The organism is Pseudomonas sp. RIT288, from assembly GCF_000631985.1.
Classification (GTDB): Bacteria; Pseudomonadota; Gammaproteobacteria; order Pseudomonadales; family Pseudomonadaceae; genus Aquipseudomonas.
In genome coordinates, this window is the sequence record NZ_JFYN01000003.1 from 74169 (window position 1) to 89809 (window position 15641).

The 15641-nt window shown below is 60.5% G+C and carries 8 protein-coding genes; 4 read left to right on the top strand and 4 right to left on the bottom strand.

Annotation, left to right across the window (positions count from 1 at the left end):
* The first annotated feature begins 119 nt into the window (after positions 1 to 119).
* Positions 120 to 5036: an NEL-type E3 ubiquitin ligase domain-containing protein gene (locus tag BW33_RS04945; RefSeq protein ID WP_047597423.1), complete on the top strand. Its 4917-nt coding sequence runs from the start codon at positions 120 to 122 to the stop codon at positions 5034 to 5036.
* 70 nt (positions 5037 to 5106) lie between these two features.
* Here the strand turns inward: BW33_RS04945 and BW33_RS04950 are convergent, their stop codons facing one another.
* The gene (locus BW33_RS04950; RefSeq protein ID WP_052032683.1) at positions 5107 to 7821 is read right to left on the bottom strand and encodes an RHS repeat-associated core domain-containing protein; all 2715 of its coding nucleotides are present in this window, start codon (positions 7819 to 7821) and stop codon (positions 5107 to 5109) included.
* Positions 7822 to 8003: 182 nt separating this feature from the next.
* Here BW33_RS04950 and BW33_RS04955 point away from each other — a divergent pair, with 182 nt between their 5' ends.
* The gene (locus BW33_RS04955; protein WP_047597424.1) at positions 8004 to 10364 is read left to right on the top strand and encodes a DNA polymerase II; all 2361 of its coding nucleotides are present in this window, start codon (positions 8004 to 8006) and stop codon (positions 10362 to 10364) included.
* Here the strand turns inward: BW33_RS04955 and BW33_RS04960 are convergent.
* The 3 genes from BW33_RS04960 to BW33_RS04970 form a co-directional block, all read right to left on the bottom strand.
* The gene (locus tag BW33_RS04960) at positions 10329 to 10799 is read right to left on the bottom strand and encodes a DUF1810 domain-containing protein (RefSeq protein WP_047597425.1); all 471 of its coding nucleotides are present in this window, start codon (positions 10797 to 10799) and stop codon (positions 10329 to 10331) included. The genes BW33_RS04955 and BW33_RS04960 overlap by 36 nt on opposite strands.
* A gap of 28 nt (positions 10800 to 10827) precedes the next feature.
* Positions 10828 to 11649 (bottom strand): aldo/keto reductase, encoded by an 822-nt coding sequence (locus BW33_RS04965; protein ID WP_047597427.1) that lies wholly within the window; start codon positions 11647 to 11649, stop codon positions 10828 to 10830.
* Positions 11650 to 11848: 199 nt separating this feature from the next.
* Positions 11849 to 12997: an aldose epimerase family protein gene (locus BW33_RS04970; RefSeq protein WP_047597428.1), complete on the bottom strand. Its 1149-nt coding sequence runs from the start codon at positions 12995 to 12997 to the stop codon at positions 11849 to 11851.
* Positions 12998 to 13369: 372 nt separating this feature from the next.
* Between BW33_RS04970 and BW33_RS04975 the strand changes: the two genes are divergently transcribed.
* The gene (locus BW33_RS04975) at positions 13370 to 14119 is read left to right on the top strand and encodes a hypothetical protein (protein ID WP_047597429.1); all 750 of its coding nucleotides are present in this window, start codon (positions 13370 to 13372) and stop codon (positions 14117 to 14119) included.
* 179 nt (positions 14120 to 14298) lie between these two features.
* Positions 14299 to 15516 (top strand): MFS transporter, encoded by a 1218-nt coding sequence (locus BW33_RS04980; protein WP_047597430.1) that lies wholly within the window; start codon positions 14299 to 14301, stop codon positions 15514 to 15516.
* The last annotated feature ends 125 nt before the right edge of the window (positions 15517 to 15641 follow it).

Sequence of the window (15641 nt, forward strand, 5' to 3'; positions counted from 1 at the left end):
TTTTCGCCTTGCGAGGGCATTTGCGTGCGCATGCATGTCTTGCAATACAACAGCGCAAAGGCCATCCCGAGGCATGGATAGACTTGGGCGCCTTTATTTTCATGGATGAAAAGCTGTAGATGCCTGACTTGAATTTGAGTAACAAAAAACTCCTGCCCTTGCTGCCGGAGTCGCTGGCCCGCCATCCCACGTTCGGTTTCGTCGCGGAGAAGGTTCCGGACTGGCTGCTGAACACCCACACCGGGCACAGACACGCCTTGATGCTCGCCGCCGAAACCGACTTGCCCTGGTTCCATCGTGCCTCGCCCGCTCAACGCGCCGAGCTGAACAGCTCCCTGGCGGCAAACTGGACGGCGCGCCAGGCTGTGGAGCGGATTTTTGCGCGTCTGACCGAGGTCGAAGCCTTCGCCCAGGCGACACTGGGCAAGGCGCTGAAAGACCGCTTTGGTCTCGGTGTGGATGTGCGCTCGACCTGCGTGAGGCTATACCGTTCGAGCGCGATGGTGGGGGGCTTTGAAGTGCGCACCCTGTCGCTGCTTGAGGCCTGTCTGCACAATTTCGAAGCCCGGGAAACTCGCCCGGGCTACTACGACCCGGCAAGCACTTTCATTTCCCGACCCTCGACCTCGGGGCAGTTCGAAGTGCTGCCGATCAAATCCACAATGGCCATCGAAGCCTTTACCGGGTTGTGTCGGGAACTGGACGTCGGCGCTGCCTACCAGAGGTATCTCGAGCGCTTTTTCGACCTGGCCAATCCGGTTGCCGTGGCACGCTTGAAACAACTGGTCTTGGCCAGTGAACAGAGCGCGTTGCGCGTGGCCAGTGGTCAAGGCTTGATCAAGCACGACATCGACCGCGATGCGCATCATCTGATTTCGCGGTGGGTGGCGGGGGAGCGACCATTGATCTGGAATGGCAAAGCCGTCCATTGTCACACCTTGAGCATGATGGGCGTCGAGTTGAGCGCGATTGTGCTGATCTGCACCGATCTGGAGAACAGCTCGACGGTCGTCCCGCTGATTGCCTGCGTGCCCGATGATCCCGAGCACCCGGTCAAACGCTATGCGTCGTCGGCAGAATTTGTCGCCGAGCTGACAAGGCAATTGCGCTCGCCTGATTACCAGCGCTTCTTCAGCCGTTTTGTCCCGCAACGACACCGGGGCCAATTGTTTTTCCAGCTCAATAACCGCCTCTCGAAGCTGCAATGGCATGCGCGGCCGCCCTTTCAGCAATTGCCGGCCTGGGCCCCGGAGCCGGTGCTCAATCCGGACCTGCGGATCGGCTATGCACGGATCAAAGGCGATTTCTGGACTCACCAGTTTCAGCAGCGGGTGAACTCGCTGTTCGCCGACGCCCGGATCCGCGCCGTTCCCACCGACGATGAGGACGCCAAAACCCGCTGGGCGCGCTGGGACAGTTTTTTAAAGGTTGCCCTGACCGTGCTGGAAGTGGGGGCGTTCGTCGCGGCGCCGTTTGTCCCCGGTCTGGGTGAATTGATGCTGGCGTATACCGCTTACCAGCTGCTGGACGAGTCGTTCGAAGGGATCGTCGAGTGGGCTTACGACAAGCGGGTTGAAGCGCTCGAACACTTGCTCGGCGTGGTGGACAGCATGATTCAGCTGGGCGCGCTGCTGGTCGGTGGCCAACTGGTGGGGGCGCTGATGCCCGTCAAGGCGTCACCCTTGATTGCGCGCATGAACGTTGTCGAGATGGCGGACGGTCGCGCGCGGTTATGGGACTCGGACTTGCGGCGCTACACGCGCTCATTGAACCTCGACCCGTCGGCCCGGCCTGACGCGACCGGCCTTTATCGTCAGGCCGATCAGCAAATATTGCGGGTGGAGGGCGAGTTTTTTGTGGTTCGCGCGCAGCCCGGTTCGGATGCCTATCGCCTCCAGCATCCCGAGCGCAGCGATGCCTATGCGCCGCGTGTGAGCCACAACGGCGCCGGCGCGTGGCTGCATGAAACCGAGCAACCTCAGACCTGGCAGGGGATTCAACTGATGCGGCGGCTTGGGCATCAGGTCGACGGATTCTCGGACTCCTCTCTGGAGCAGATCCGGATCGTCAGCGGTGTCGAGGAGGGCGCATTGCGCAGGCTGCACGTTGAACAGGAACCGCCGCCCGCCATGCTCGTCGCTACGCTTCAGCGTTTTGCTGCCGATCAGGCGATTGAAACCTTTATCGCCCGACTGGGCAGTGACCTACTGCAGATCCAGGGGCAGGCCGATGTGCAACTGCAGTTGCAGTTGCTCACGGGCCATCCGAAATGGCCGGAAAAACTTGCGCTGCAATGGCTCGACGAGCAAGGCAAGGTGCTTTGGCAATCGTCAGCACTGGCGGGTAATGCGCCGATCAGTCTGCGGCGCGAAGGCAGCGGTTTCGATCTGGCCAGCACATTGTTGTCGCGGTTGGGCGAGGGGGACATCAAAGCGCTGCTGGATGAAGAGTTTGGTCTTGGCGTCGTTGCGTTGAACGTGCGTGCTGCCAGGCTGCGCGCGCTGATCGTGGAGGCCGCGAAGTCGCAAAGAGCGGCGTTGATCGAGGCCCGGGTCAAATTGCACGAGCTGGTGCCTGCGACCTCTGCCGAAAGCCTGTTGCTGCGCAACGAGTTTGCGCAGCTGCCGGGTGAGGTGGCCAATGAACTGCTGCTGAATGTCTTGCCGGCGGAACAACAGTTGGCCAGCGAACAGGGGCAATTGTCATTGCGCTTGAAACAGACTGCACGTGAAGCGTTGCACGAATGGCGCATCACCCGGGCGTGGGAAGGGCTGTACCTGCCGGCGAATGCCAACCTCGACAGCTATCGACTGGCCTTGCACAGCCTGGAGAAATTACCCGGCTGGTCGCCGGACGTACGCCTGGAAATACGCAATCTGGCATTCGACGGAGTGCTGATCGACAGTGTTGGAGCGCCAGCGGCGACCGTGCGCAAAGTGCTGGTGCGCACGCGGCAGGACAGATTCCTCGCCTTTGACGCGCAGGGCGATGAATTGCACGGGGCGAGTGATTTCTACCACGCGGTATTGCAGGCATTGCCGGATGCCGAGCGCAAAAGCCTTGGCCTTGGCATCGGTGAGGGGCAGCGCCTGCGCAGCCATCTGCAGCAATCTTCCATCAGCCGTGCCGAGCTGCGCGGTCTGCTGCATGACGCGTCGCTTCGAACCGCCGTCGAAAACCCCGTCAAGCCAGGTTATGTGCTGATCGAGGAACGCTTGTCCACGGCTGGCGAGGCCAGTCTGGAGGATCGCTACAAAACCCTGTATCCACAGGCGACGGCGGAGCACTTTCAGGCCTTTTCACGCGCATCCGGCTCGCCTGAAGCAGCTGTACGCCTGATCCACGAACGGGAATTGACGTTCAGCAAACTGAAAAAGACCCTTGAAGACTGGGTGCACATCGAGCGCGGCGAGTTGCTGCCGATGGATCAGCGTTATCACAAAAGGCGCCTCGCCAAGGCGCTCAAACAATGCTGGCGGGCGGGCGAAACGGCGGGGCCGGACGGTTACACACTGGATCTGGATTTCCACTGGACCAGTGATTTCCTCGAGTATCTGCCGGCGCTGGAAGTTGATTTTCCTCACGTCAGCACCTTGCAGTTTCGGCATGTGCAATTACGTACCGACATCAATGCTTTTCTCGCCTACTTCCCGAACTTGAGGGGGCTGGACCTCAGCGAAAATCTACTCGGTGCCTTGCCGTCCCTGACAGGCCATCTGCGGGCGCTGGAGACGCTGGCGCTGGGCAATAATCAACTGACGATGAATGCCGAAAATGTCGCTGAACTCAGCCGCCTGACCCGCTTGCAGACCTTGAGTCTGGGCGGCAATCCGGCGCTGGGGCTGGCGCCAGATGTCGGCGCGATGGTCGACCTGCAGGTGCTCGATCTGCATGACACCGGCATCAGCGAATGGCCGACAGGCCTGTTCGCCGTGCCGCGTCCCCGGGCCTTCGAGCTGGATCTGCAAGGCAATCCCATCGAGCAGGTTCCGTCGGCAATCCCCGGCTCCGAACAGGCCCGACTGATCGCCCGCACCCGCTTGAGTCGCGAGCGCCTGTCCGATACGGGCCGTGAGCAATTCCACGCCAGCATGCGTTCGGTGGGCTACGACCCCACGCGCAGTTATCCCCCCAAAGGTGAGCAGACCAGTGTGCATTGGCTGGAGGGAGTAAGCGAGGAACCGCGCCAGCAGCGGCAGACGCAGTGGGATGATCTGGAGCGAGAGCCCGACTCCCAGGGCTTTTTCGAGGTGTTGGAGCAACTCGCCGAGTCAGCCGATTACGTCAATGACGCCAGCCGCCCCGGGCTCACCGAACGGGTGTGGCGCATGCTCGATGCGGCGACGCAAAACACGCCATTGCGTGAAGAGTTGTTTCGCATGGCGAGCAATCCTGATTCCTGTGCCGACGCCGGGGCGCAGATTTTCAATGAGATGGGAATCAAGGTGCTGGTGCTCGAAGCCTGGCAGTCCACCAGCCCTGAGCAGATCGAAGCCATCCTGTTACGACTGGCCAAAGGCAAGTCACGCCTGGATCAGGTCAATGACATCGCGCGCGCCACCATTCAGGATCGCTTGCAGGCGGGTGAAACCTTTATCACGATGGATGAGGACGGAGAATTCAGCGGCAGCATTGATGAAGTGGAAGTCTATCTGGCGTTTCAGACCGGCCTGGCTGATCGGCTCGAGTTGCCGTGGCAGTCGCGGGGCATGCTGTTCCGTGACCTGGCCGAAGTGAGCGAGGCGCAGATCGAGGCGGCCTATCAATCGGTGCTGGCCATCGAGGCGGGTGAGGGGCTGGCAGAACGCATGATCGGCCAGCGCTTCTGGCGCAAGTACTTGAAGGGCAGGCATGCCCAGGCGTTTGCGCAAAATGCGCGGGAGTACAGCGCAAAGGTTGAGGCCCTGCTTGATCGCTATATCGCCGGCACCATTGCGCAGCAGGTTTACGAGCGCGAACTTGTCGAACTGTTTGAAGGGCGCAAGCAGTTACTGAGGACGCTGACAAGGCAGGTCATTGTTAGCGTAATTGACTGACGTCGAGCCAGTGGCACACCTGTCAACGCAGGGACCTTTCACGGCGTTGACAGGTGGAAAGTGGCTGGTTTTATCCGGGGTATTCCATGACGTCTGTTTTCCATTTTTCATGGGTCAAATCAATTCGTAAAGATGGAACCTTGACGCCGGGCCGGCCCTTGTAAGTATCGACGATTATGTTTGCACAATTGAAGCACGCGGGGAAACCAACGCCCCCCGTCTTGCTCTGCAGGTTCTGAGTAATGATCGTCAGCTTGTCCAGGTTTTCCGCCAGGTTGGGGGTCAATAGCGCGACAGTGTTCAGTACTCTCACTTCTGCATGGAAGGCTGGAAGCCCGGCTCCTTGGGGAATAAATCCTTCGGAGCTGTTGATATGGTTTCTGGTGAGTTCTCTCGTCAATGGATGCAATGGAGAGCTTTCATATTCGATCCCTTGCAGGGAAATGGCCGTTTCACTTCCCGCCCGGTAAATTTTTATCGGGTATTTTTCATCGTTGTAGGCCTTCCTGTAGGCGATTTCCAGTTCAGGGATGAATCGCTCGGCATCAATTTTAAGAATGCCCAGATGACCGGGGTTGTTGGGAAATTTAGTATTGCGAGGTTTGTAAATGGATACCGATTGATAGGCTTCGACACCTTCGTCAAGCAAGGAAATGTTGAACATATCGGTAATTGTCAGATCGTTCTCGGGAGAGCCATCCGAGTATTCTGCACCTGCATGGGCGGTCAGCCTGCTTCGCACTCTTTTTGTGAATTTTGCGTCTGGGTACTTTTGCAGGTGCTCGTCTTCTTGCTGTTTGATGGCGTCCTGTTTGCCTTGTGGCAGGGGCAAAGGGTGCAGGGAGGGGGTCGAAAACATGGACATGGTTCGGTCGCTTATTTTTTGATTCAGCCTGTCATTCAACCCAAGCTCATCGACAGAACTCACCGGGTTATTGCGCACCATCGCATACAGGTTCGATCCACCCACCGTCCCCGCCGGGTCGGCGCTGGTCCAGCGCTGCAACCACGGTGCGTAATAACGTCGGCCGTAATAATAAAGTCCAGTGTCGTCCAGTTCCTTGCCCGAATAACGAATCGTCTTGTAGCTGACTTCCAGCGCCAAACGTGCTGTCAACGAGGCGGTGCCGCCGAACGGATAGTAGTGCTCATGACTGATCAGGGCGGCGTCCTGGTCGAGCTCGATCAGGCTGGAGTTCTGACTGTCTTCCAGGCAATAGCGCAGTTGATTTTTGCTGATCTGGTCCGGGCGGCCGTTGCGCCAGTGCAGGCAGCGGACATTGCCGATAACTGCCGGCAACGTGATGACATGCAGCTCCTCACCCGTTTCGCGGGTGCGTATTTCGAGGCCCGGCAGGTAACGCACCTGATGGACATGCGTGGTCGACGCGCCTTGGGTCTCGTGGTGTTTGTACACCCGGACGCCACCGCTGTAGCGATAACGTTCCTGATCGGGCAGGGCGGATTCGCGTGTGATCAAGGTCACCGAGGCCAGTTCATCAAGGACGTTCCATTGCAGATTCTGCCCGGGCTGCAAGGCCAACTGGTTGCCATGAGCGTCGAATTGCCGGGTGAAATCCGGCGGTGCGTCGCCTTCTTTCCAGCGCACGCCACGGTTGCTGTCAGGGTCGATCAACATATGGCGGGTGTAACCGCCGACGGCCCGGGCGTGCACCAGTTTGATCAGGTTGCCACCCGTATCGTATGTGTAGGTCTGGGTGTAATTGAGGTGGTGGGCGGGATCGCCGGGCAGTGGACGTCCGGGGTTCTCGGCCGCTGGCGGGGTGTCGTGTCCGGTGGCGCGGATCAGACGATAGAGCGAGTCATGACTGAAGTCGCGTTTGCCGTCGATCAACTGATTGGCGAAGTACACCGCGTTGAAAGTGAGATCCTCAAGGCTCACGACGTTACCGACCTTGTCGTACTGATATTGCAGGTTTTGCCGCAGGGCCTGACCGGGTACACCGGCCTTGATGCCGTTGAGGCGACCGTCGGCGGCATCGTAGATCCAGTTGCAAAGCACATCGTTGCCCAGCGTCTGTTCGATCTTCTGGCCTTCGGCGTTGTAGCGGGCTTGTTTGAGGATGTCTTTTTCGCCGTCGTCGTCGTTGATTTTCAGGGTCACCTGCTGCAGTTGTCCGGCGATGTCATAGCGTGAACGTTGTTGGTGCCCGGCCGCATCCGTCTGGCTCAGCGCCGTGCCGTTGGCCCCGTAGCGCCAGTGAGTGGTATAGGCCGCGCCATCGAACAGCGTGCGGGTTTCCTCAAGGGGCAAGGCATTGAGGCTGAACGAGCGGTAGTCCAGTGCGCCGGAGGCATCCGTCTTGCGCAGTAACTGGCCGCGCTGGTTGTGTGCGGCATCCGCATCGGTCAGGCCAAAGGTGATGGTTTCCGTGTCCGGCCCGTCGTTGAGCTGGATCCCGAGCAAACGCAAGCGATTGTCGTAGCGGTGGCTCCAGCGGTTGCCCCGGCCATCCCAACGCGTTACCACTTCTGCGGCCAGACCGGGCAGACTCAAGCGCCAGCCGGAGTCCACGCTATCGAGCAGGAGCACTTGTCCGCTCAGGCCATGGATCGTCAGCAAATTGGCTTTTCGCGCGTTGCCGTACAGGCGTGGATCCCATTGCTCTACCGGTTGGCCGGCGGTGTTGTGAAATTGTCGGGTGATCAACGACTCGACCGGCGCCAAAGCCACCTCGCGCCAGTAGGCCACCTGCCGAACGGACAGGCCCCGGCCGTCGATCACGTTGACCGATGGAGTCCTGCTGTGCACGGACTGATCCATTTTCCCTGTCCTTGACGCGCGTCAGCGCTGCTAGATACCGATGACGTTAGCAGCGCCTGCCCCACCTGTAACCTGTCAACTCTGACAGGTGCCGCGCCGTGATCCGCGATCTCCTCCATCCCCACCCAATAGGCGAATGCCGCGTAGAATGCCCCTCTGATTCAATTCCTGAGGTTGCAGCGGTGGATTTACAGCAGGGCTTCGTCCTGACCCGGCATTGGCGCGATACTCCGGCCGGCACCGAAGTCGAGTTCTGGCTGGCGACCGACGCCGGGCCGCGCCGTGTGCGCCTGGCGCCGCAGACGTCGGTGGCGTTTATCCCCGCCGCACAACGCGAAGCGGCCGAACGCCTGCTGCATGACGAAAAGAACGTCGAACTGCGCCCGCTGGCCCTGCAGGATTTCGAGCATCGCCCGGTGCTGGGCCTGTATTGCCAGCAACACGGCCAGTTGATGCGCCTGGAAACCGCGCTCAGCCGCGCCGGGGTCGACGTCTTCGAAGCCGACGTGCGCCCGCCGGAACGCTACCTCATGGAGCGTTTCATTACCGCACCGGTGCTGTTCGGCGGTAGCGCCGACGCCGATGGCGTGCTGCTCAACGCCCAGCTCAAACCTGATCCGAAATACCGACCGAAATTGCGTCTGGTCTCGCTGGACATCGAAACCACTGAAACCGGCGAGCTGTATTCCATCGCCCTTGAAGGCTGCGGCCAGCGTCAGGTGTACATGCTCGGTACGCCCAACGGTGACGCGAGCATCGTCGACTTCGACCTCGAATACTGCGACTCACGCACGCTGATCCTGAAGAAACTCAACGACTGGTTCGCCCAGCACGACCCCGACGCAATCATCGGCTGGAACGTCGTCCAGTTCGATCTGCGCATCCTTCACGAACACGCGCGACGCCTCGGTGTGCCGCTGAAAATCGGCCGTGGCGGCGAAGAGATGCAGTGGCGCGAACACGGCAGTCGCAGCCATTTCTTTGCCTCGGCAGCGGGGCGGTTGATCATCGACGGCATCGAATCGTTGCGTTCGGCGACCTGGAGTTTCCCTTCGTTCAGCCTGGAGAACGTCGCGCAGACCCTGCTCGGTGAGGGCAAGGCGATCGACAACCCGTACCAGCGCATGGATGAAATCAACCGCATGTTCGCCGAGGACAAACCGGCGCTGGCCAAGTACAACCTCAAGGACTGCGAACTGGTCACGCGGATCTTCGCCAAGACCGAACTGCTGACCTTTTTGCTCGAGCGCGCCAGTGTCACTGGTTTGCCGGCGGATCGCAGCGGTGGCTCGGTGGCGGCGTTCACCCATTTGTATATGCCGTTGATGCATCGCCAGGGTTTCGTCGCGCCGAATCTGGGCACCAATCCGCCACAGGCCAGCCCCGGCGGTTTCGTCATGGATTCACAGCCGGGGCTGTACGAGTCGGTGCTGGTGCTCGATTACAAGAGCCTGTACCCGTCGATCATCCGCACTTTTCTGATCGACCCGGTGGGGCTGATCGAAGGCTTGCAGCACCCGAACGATGCCGACTCGGTGCCGGGTTTTCGCGGCGCGCGGTTTTCGCGCACCCGGCATTGTCTGCCGTCGATAGTCGCGCGGGTCGCCGAGGGCCGTGAGACTGCCAAGCGCGAGCACAACGCGCCGCTGTCACAGGCCCTGAAAATCATCATGAACGCCTTTTACGGCGTGCTCGGTTCCAGCGGTTGCCGGTTCTTCGACACGCGGCTGGCGTCGTCGATCACCCTGCGCGGCCACGAGATCATGCTGCGTACCCGTCAGCTCATCGAAGCGCAGGGCCACGCGGTGATCTACGGCGACACTGATTCGACCTTCGTCTGGCTGCGCCGGCCGCACGGTCAGGAGGAAGCGGCGCAGATCGGTCAGGCGTTGGTCAAGCACGTCAACGACTGGTGGCGCGAGCACGTGCGTGAGGAGTACGGCCTGCAAAGCGCCCTCGAACTGCAGTACGAAACCCACTACAAACGCTTTCTGATGCCGACCATTCGCGGCGCCGAAGAGGGCAGCAAGAAGCGCTACGCCGGACTGGTGAGCCGCGCCGACGGCAGCGAAGAAATGGTCTACAAGGGCCTGGAAACCGTGCGCACCGACTGGTCGCTGCTGGCCCGGCAGTTCCAGCAGGAACTCTACGAGCGGATCTTCCAGCGCAAGCCGTATCAGGATTACGTGCGCGACTACGTGCGCAAGACCCTGGCCGGCGAATTCGATGAGCGACTGGTCTATCGCAAACGCCTGCGCCGCACCCTCGATGACTACGAACGCAACGTGCCGCCGCATGTGCGTGCGGCGCGCCTGGCCGATGATTACAACGCGCAGCAGGGTCGCCCACGGCAGTACCAGAACGGCGGCTGGATCAGTTACGTGATCACCCTGGCCGGGCCGGAACCGCTGGAAGTGCGCCGCGCCGCGATCGACTACGACCACTACATCACCCGCCAGCTGCAACCGGTGGCGGATGCGATCCTGCCGTTCGTCGACGACGATTTCTCAACCCTGATCGGGGGGCAACTGGGACTGTTTTGAGTCCAGCAGTTGCAGGGTCCATTCATCGAGGATGCCGTGGAAGTAGCGCTCCAGTGCCTGAGCGAACGGGCAATCTTCGGCGCTGAACTGCGCAAACAGGGTCATCGAGGAGTGGAATTTCAGGTCATCGGGGTGGCCGAAAATCTCCGCAATTGAGCGCTGGCGGATGTTCAGCACCAACTGCGTGCAGGTACGCAGCCGCGCACCGAGCAGGTCGTGGGCCAGATAGGCCCGCGCTTCTTCGGCGGACTGAATGGCGAAACGCCGAGACATCTCGCTGCCACCCAGCCCGGCGAATTGCGGGAACACAAACCACATCCAGTGGCTGCGTTTACGCCCCTCGTCGAGTTCACGCTGGACCCGTTCGAACACCGGATCCTGGGCCTGGACGAAACGCTGCAGATTGAACGGGTCGTACTGATCAGTGCTTCTCATGACGAAGCCCTCGCCAACGGTCAGCGACTCAGACCATCGCCAGCCGCTGCTTGCGTTGTGGCGCTTTGAATACCTGGTCCAGCGCCGCCAGATCCCCGGCATCCAGTTGCAACTGCGCCGCTTGTGCATTGAGTTGCACGTGTTCCGGTCGCACAGCCTTGGGAATCGCAATCACACCATCCTGACGCAGAATCCACGCCAGCGAAACCTGTGCCGGGGTCACACCGTGACGAGCGGCAATCTGCTGCAACTCGGGCTCAGCCAGCATCGCGCCGCCCTGGCCAATCGGACAGTACGCCATCAACGGCATGCGCTGCTGTCGGCACCATGGCAGCAGATCGAATTCGACGCCGCGCTCTTCGAGGTTGTACAGCACCTGATTGGTCGCACAGGCCGGGTTGGCCAGTTCCTCGAGATCATCGACGTCGAAATTCGACACGCCCCAACGGCCGATCTTGCCGTCCTCGCGCAGGCGTTCGAAGGCTTCGACGGTTTCTTCCAGCGGAAACTGGCCGCGCCAATGCAGCAGATAGAGGTCGATGTGATCGGTGTCGAGCCGGCGCAGACTGCGCTCGCAGGCTTGCGGAATGCCTTTGCGGCTGGCGTTGTGCGGATAGACCTTGCTCACCAGAAATACCCGGTCGCGCAGACCGGTGATGGCTTCGCCGACCACGCTTTCGGCGCCGCCTTCGGCGTACATTTCCGCTGTATCGATCAGGGTCATGCCCAGTTCGATGCCTTGGCGCAGCGCGGACACTTCACGCTGATGCGCCGAGCGATCCTCGCCCATGCGCCAGGTGCCCTGGCCAATCACCGGAACCTGCACACCTGCCAGTTCAAGGGTACGCATTCAAACCTCCTGTGCTGATGGTCGATACCTTAGTGGGCAGCAGGATAGCGCAGGGGTTCCAATGGAGGTCGATGAACCTGTGGCGAGGGAGCTTGCTCCCGCTGGGGCGCGAAGCGGCCCCTGCTCTTCATTCAGTTGAAAAAGCAGGGGCCTGCTGCGCAGGCCAGCGGGAGCAAGCTCCCTCGCCACGGGCTAAGTGTTATTTCGCGGAGAACTTCAACACCACGCTGTGATTGTAAGTCTGCCCCGGATCCAGCCGCGTGCTCGGGAAGTCCGGCTGATTCGGCGCATCCGGATAGTGCTGGGTCTCCAGGGTAAACGCACCCCAGTGCGGATAGATCTTGCCACCCTTGCCCTTGACCGTGCCATCAAGGAAGTTGCTGGTATAGAACTGCACACCCGGCTCACTGGTGAACAGCTGCAGATGCCGCCCGGACTGCGGATCGCTGACCTCGGCGGCGACTTTGTTCACATCACCCTTGGTATCCAGCACCCAGTTGAAATCGAAACCACCCTGTTTCGGTTCGGCGAACTTCAGCTGGGGATGATCGGCCTTGATGTGCGTGCCAATTGCCGTGGGCTTGGTGAAGTCCATCGGTGTGCCGGCCACTGGCGCCAGTTCGCCGGTCGGGATCAGCTTGCCGGTGACTGGGGTATAGCGGCTGGCGTGCAGGGTCGCGACTTGTTTCAGCACGTCGCCATTGCCGGCGCCGGCGAGGTTGAAGTAGCTGTGGTTGGTCAGGTTGAGCACGGTCGGTTTGTCGGTGCTGGCCTGGTAGTCGATGCGCAGTTCGTTGCTGTCGGTCAGGCGATAGGTCACTTGAGTGGTGAGGTTGCCGGGGAAGCCCATTTCACCGTCCGCCGACAGATAGGTGAGGGTCACGCCGACCGAATCCTTGTCTTTGGTTTCCTGCGCTTTCCAGACTTTCTTGTCGAAGCCCTGAGTACCGCCGTGCAACGCATTGGACTTGTCGTTCTGCGGCACCTGATAGCGCTTGCCGTCGAGTTCGAACGCGCCGTCCGCGAGTCGATTGCCGAAACGGCCGATGGTCGCACCGAAATAGGCCGTGCCTTTCTGGTAGCCCTGGACATCGTCGAAACCGAGCACCACGTCAGCGGGTTTGCCGTGTTTGTCCGGTACCAGCAGCGATTGCAGGGTGGCGCCGTAGGTGATGACGGTCGCCTGCATGCCGTGGCTGTTGCGCAGGATGTATTGCTCGACGGGCGTGCCGTCGTTGGTTTTGCCGAAGGCTTTGTGTTCGGCGCTGAGGCCGGCCGCGTTGGCGGAGAGGGTGGCGATCATCAGAGACAGTCCGAGGCCGGAGAGCAAGTGACGGGATTGAAGCATGGTTGACCTTCCTTTTTGTTGTTGTTTTGAAAACACCACAATTCCCTGTAGGAGCTGCCGCAGGCTCGGGCCGCGTTCGGACGATCTTTTGACTTTCGTTTTTTAGAATCAAGATCAAAAGATCGTCCGAACGCGGCCCGAGCCTGCGGCAGCTCCTACATGGTACTAGTCAATCTATTTATGCGTGTGGAGAGGATTTATAGCTTATTAATCGTGTATTTCAACAATAAAGACTGACTAATTAGCTTAGCGCTCTCTCGCCGCCAATCGACTGGGCAAATCCGCCACTGCACTTTTTCGCAATTGCCGGCTCTATCCATGGCCAGGATGCGGCGACGCCCGCCGCACAGGAATGTGCCTGTTCGAGAATTCATGCCGAGAGTTTTTCATCAGATCGCCCGATTTGTTCACCGCCCGTGCCTGTTGCTGGCCTGTCTGTCATCGCTGTTTGTCAGCGGTTGCTCGCATCAGGACGGCAACGGCTTTATCGCTCAGATGCGTGAAGGTCAACCGCAGGAATTCCTGCAGACCAGCGTCGACCGCATGGCCACGCTGGCGATGCGCGACAACCTCAACAGTCTTTACCGATTGATGGGCAAGCTGTACCTGCGCAACCCGGAAGAACTGCGCAAGTCGGGTTTCCTCGACATCAACACCGCGGTGAAACAGGTGCGCCTGGCTGTCGAGCAGCAGCAACCATTGCCGGTGCTGGGCGGCCGTAAAGATCTGGCGGCGCTCAGCTATGCGATGAGTCCGGAGTTTCTCGGGGATCGGGTCGGCGCCTTCATCTATGCCATCGGCAGCATGCTGGTCACCGCCCATGGCAATCGCATCGAGTTCTACATGACTGATGCAATCAACCCGACCTTCGTCCACAACGCCGCGCGCAACATCGAAAAAGCCACGTGGATTCTGGCCCAGCGGCAGAACAAGGAAGGCCAGCCGTTGCTGTTCTCCAACGAAATCTCGGAGGAGGGCAGCAACCTGAGTTTCGCCACCGAGTTCGGCAAGATCGTCGCGCGGCTCGATCTGCTGACGCAGATGCTCGATGAGCGCTACCGGCGCATTGGCCTGAATTATGCTCAGAGTCTGCTGTTCCTGAATTTCCTTCCCGTGCAATAAAGCGCCCGGAGCCCTGTAGGAGCTGCCGCAGGCTGCGATCCTTTGATCTTGATCTTAAAAAACAAAATCAAAAGATCGCAGCCTGCGGCAGCTCCTACAGAGGTACGTGTTGTCACCGTTGGTGGATAAGTTGTATACAATCGTTCGCAAAATTCGATTCAAAGGGAGCTGCACCTGTCATGACCGACTCCGCAAGCACCGACTTCACTCGCACTGACCGCGCCATCCGTACAGAAAAACTGCCCTATGCCGCCTTACTGGCGTTCGCCATGACCGGCTTCATTGCCATCCTCACCGAGACCCTGCCGGCCGGGCTGCTGCCGCAGATCGGTGCCGGGCTTGGGGTCAGCGAAGTGCTCGCCGGGCAACTGGTGACGCTGTATGCACTGGGCTCGATTGTCGCGGCAATTCCGCTGACCGTCGCCACTCGCGGCTGGCCACGGCGACGCGTGTTGCTGATGACGGTTGGCGGGTTCCTGGTGTTCAACACCGTGACCACGCTCTCCAGCCATTACGGCCTGACCCTCGCGTCGCGGTTTCTCGCCGGGATGGCGGCGGGTTTGTCGTGGGGGATCATGGCCGGGTACGCCCGTGGCATCGTGCCGGTGCATCAGCAGGGACGAGCGTTGGCAATCGCCATGCTCGGCACGCCGGTGGCACTGTCGCTGGGCACCCCGGCGGGAACCTGGCTGGGCAACCTGATCGGCTGGCGCGCCTCGTTCGGAATCATGTCGGCGCTCGCCTTGGTGCTGGCGGCGTGGATTGTGCTGGCGGTGCCGGATCGTCCTGGCCAGACCAGCGCCGAACGCCTGCCGTTGCTGCAATCGCTGCGTTTGCCGGGCGTACGACCGGTGCTGTTCGTGGTGCTGACCTGGATGCTCGGGCACAACATTCTCTACACCTACATTGCGCCGTTCCTGATGCAGGCCGGGCTGGCCGAGCGGGTCGATCTGGTGCTGCTGGTGTTCGGCCTGTGTTCGCTGGTCGGGATCTGGATCATCGGCATGCTGGTGGATCGCTGGTTGCGGCGGCTGACGCTGATCAGCCTCGCGGTGTTTGCCGTGACCGCACTGGTGTTGGCGCTGATGTCCCCGTCGCCGTGGCTGATCTACGCCTGCATGGCGGTGTGGGGCCTGTCGTTCGGCGGTTCGGCGACGTTGCTGCTGACGGCTGCCGCGGATTCTGCCGGCGAGCATGTGGACGTGGTGCAGGCGATGCTCACCACCGCCTGGAACGTGGCGATTGCCGGCGGCGGCCTGTTTGGCGGGCTGCTGCTGGATCGGGCGGGGGCGATGTCGTTTCCGTGGGCATTGTTGATCCTCTCGCTGATTGCGCTGGCGACGGTGTGGATCAACAGCCATCACAGTTTCAAACCGGGCCGGCGCGTCACCGCATGACTCTGTAGGAGTGAGCCTGCTCGCGATGGCGTTTTATCAGACAGGGATGATTTGACTGGGGAGACGCTATCGCGAGCAGGCTCACTCCTACAGTAGAAATGTTGCGGATTTGAACAAAGGCATAA

Excerpts from the sequence above, each read along its gene's own strand:
- BW33_RS04950 (WP_052032683.1), bottom strand. The coding sequence starts at position 7,821 with ATGGATCAGTCCGTGCACAGCAGGACTCCATCGGTCAACGTGATCGAC.
- BW33_RS04980 (WP_047597430.1), top strand. The coding sequence starts at position 14,299 with ATGACCGACTCCGCAAGCACCGACTTCACTCGCACTGACCGCGCCATC.
- BW33_RS04960 (WP_047597425.1), bottom strand. The coding sequence starts at position 10,799 with ATGAGAAGCACTGATCAGTACGACCCGTTCAATCTGCAGCGTTTCGTC.
- BW33_RS04975 (WP_047597429.1), top strand. The coding sequence starts at position 13,370 with ATGCCGAGAGTTTTTCATCAGATCGCCCGATTTGTTCACCGCCCGTGC.
- BW33_RS04970 (WP_047597428.1), bottom strand. The coding sequence starts at position 12,997 with ATGCTTCAATCCCGTCACTTGCTCTCCGGCCTCGGACTGTCTCTGATG.
- BW33_RS04965 (WP_047597427.1), bottom strand. The coding sequence starts at position 11,649 with ATGCGTACCCTTGAACTGGCAGGTGTGCAGGTTCCGGTGATTGGCCAG.
- BW33_RS04945 (WP_047597423.1), top strand. The coding sequence starts at position 120 with ATGCCTGACTTGAATTTGAGTAACAAAAAACTCCTGCCCTTGCTGCCG.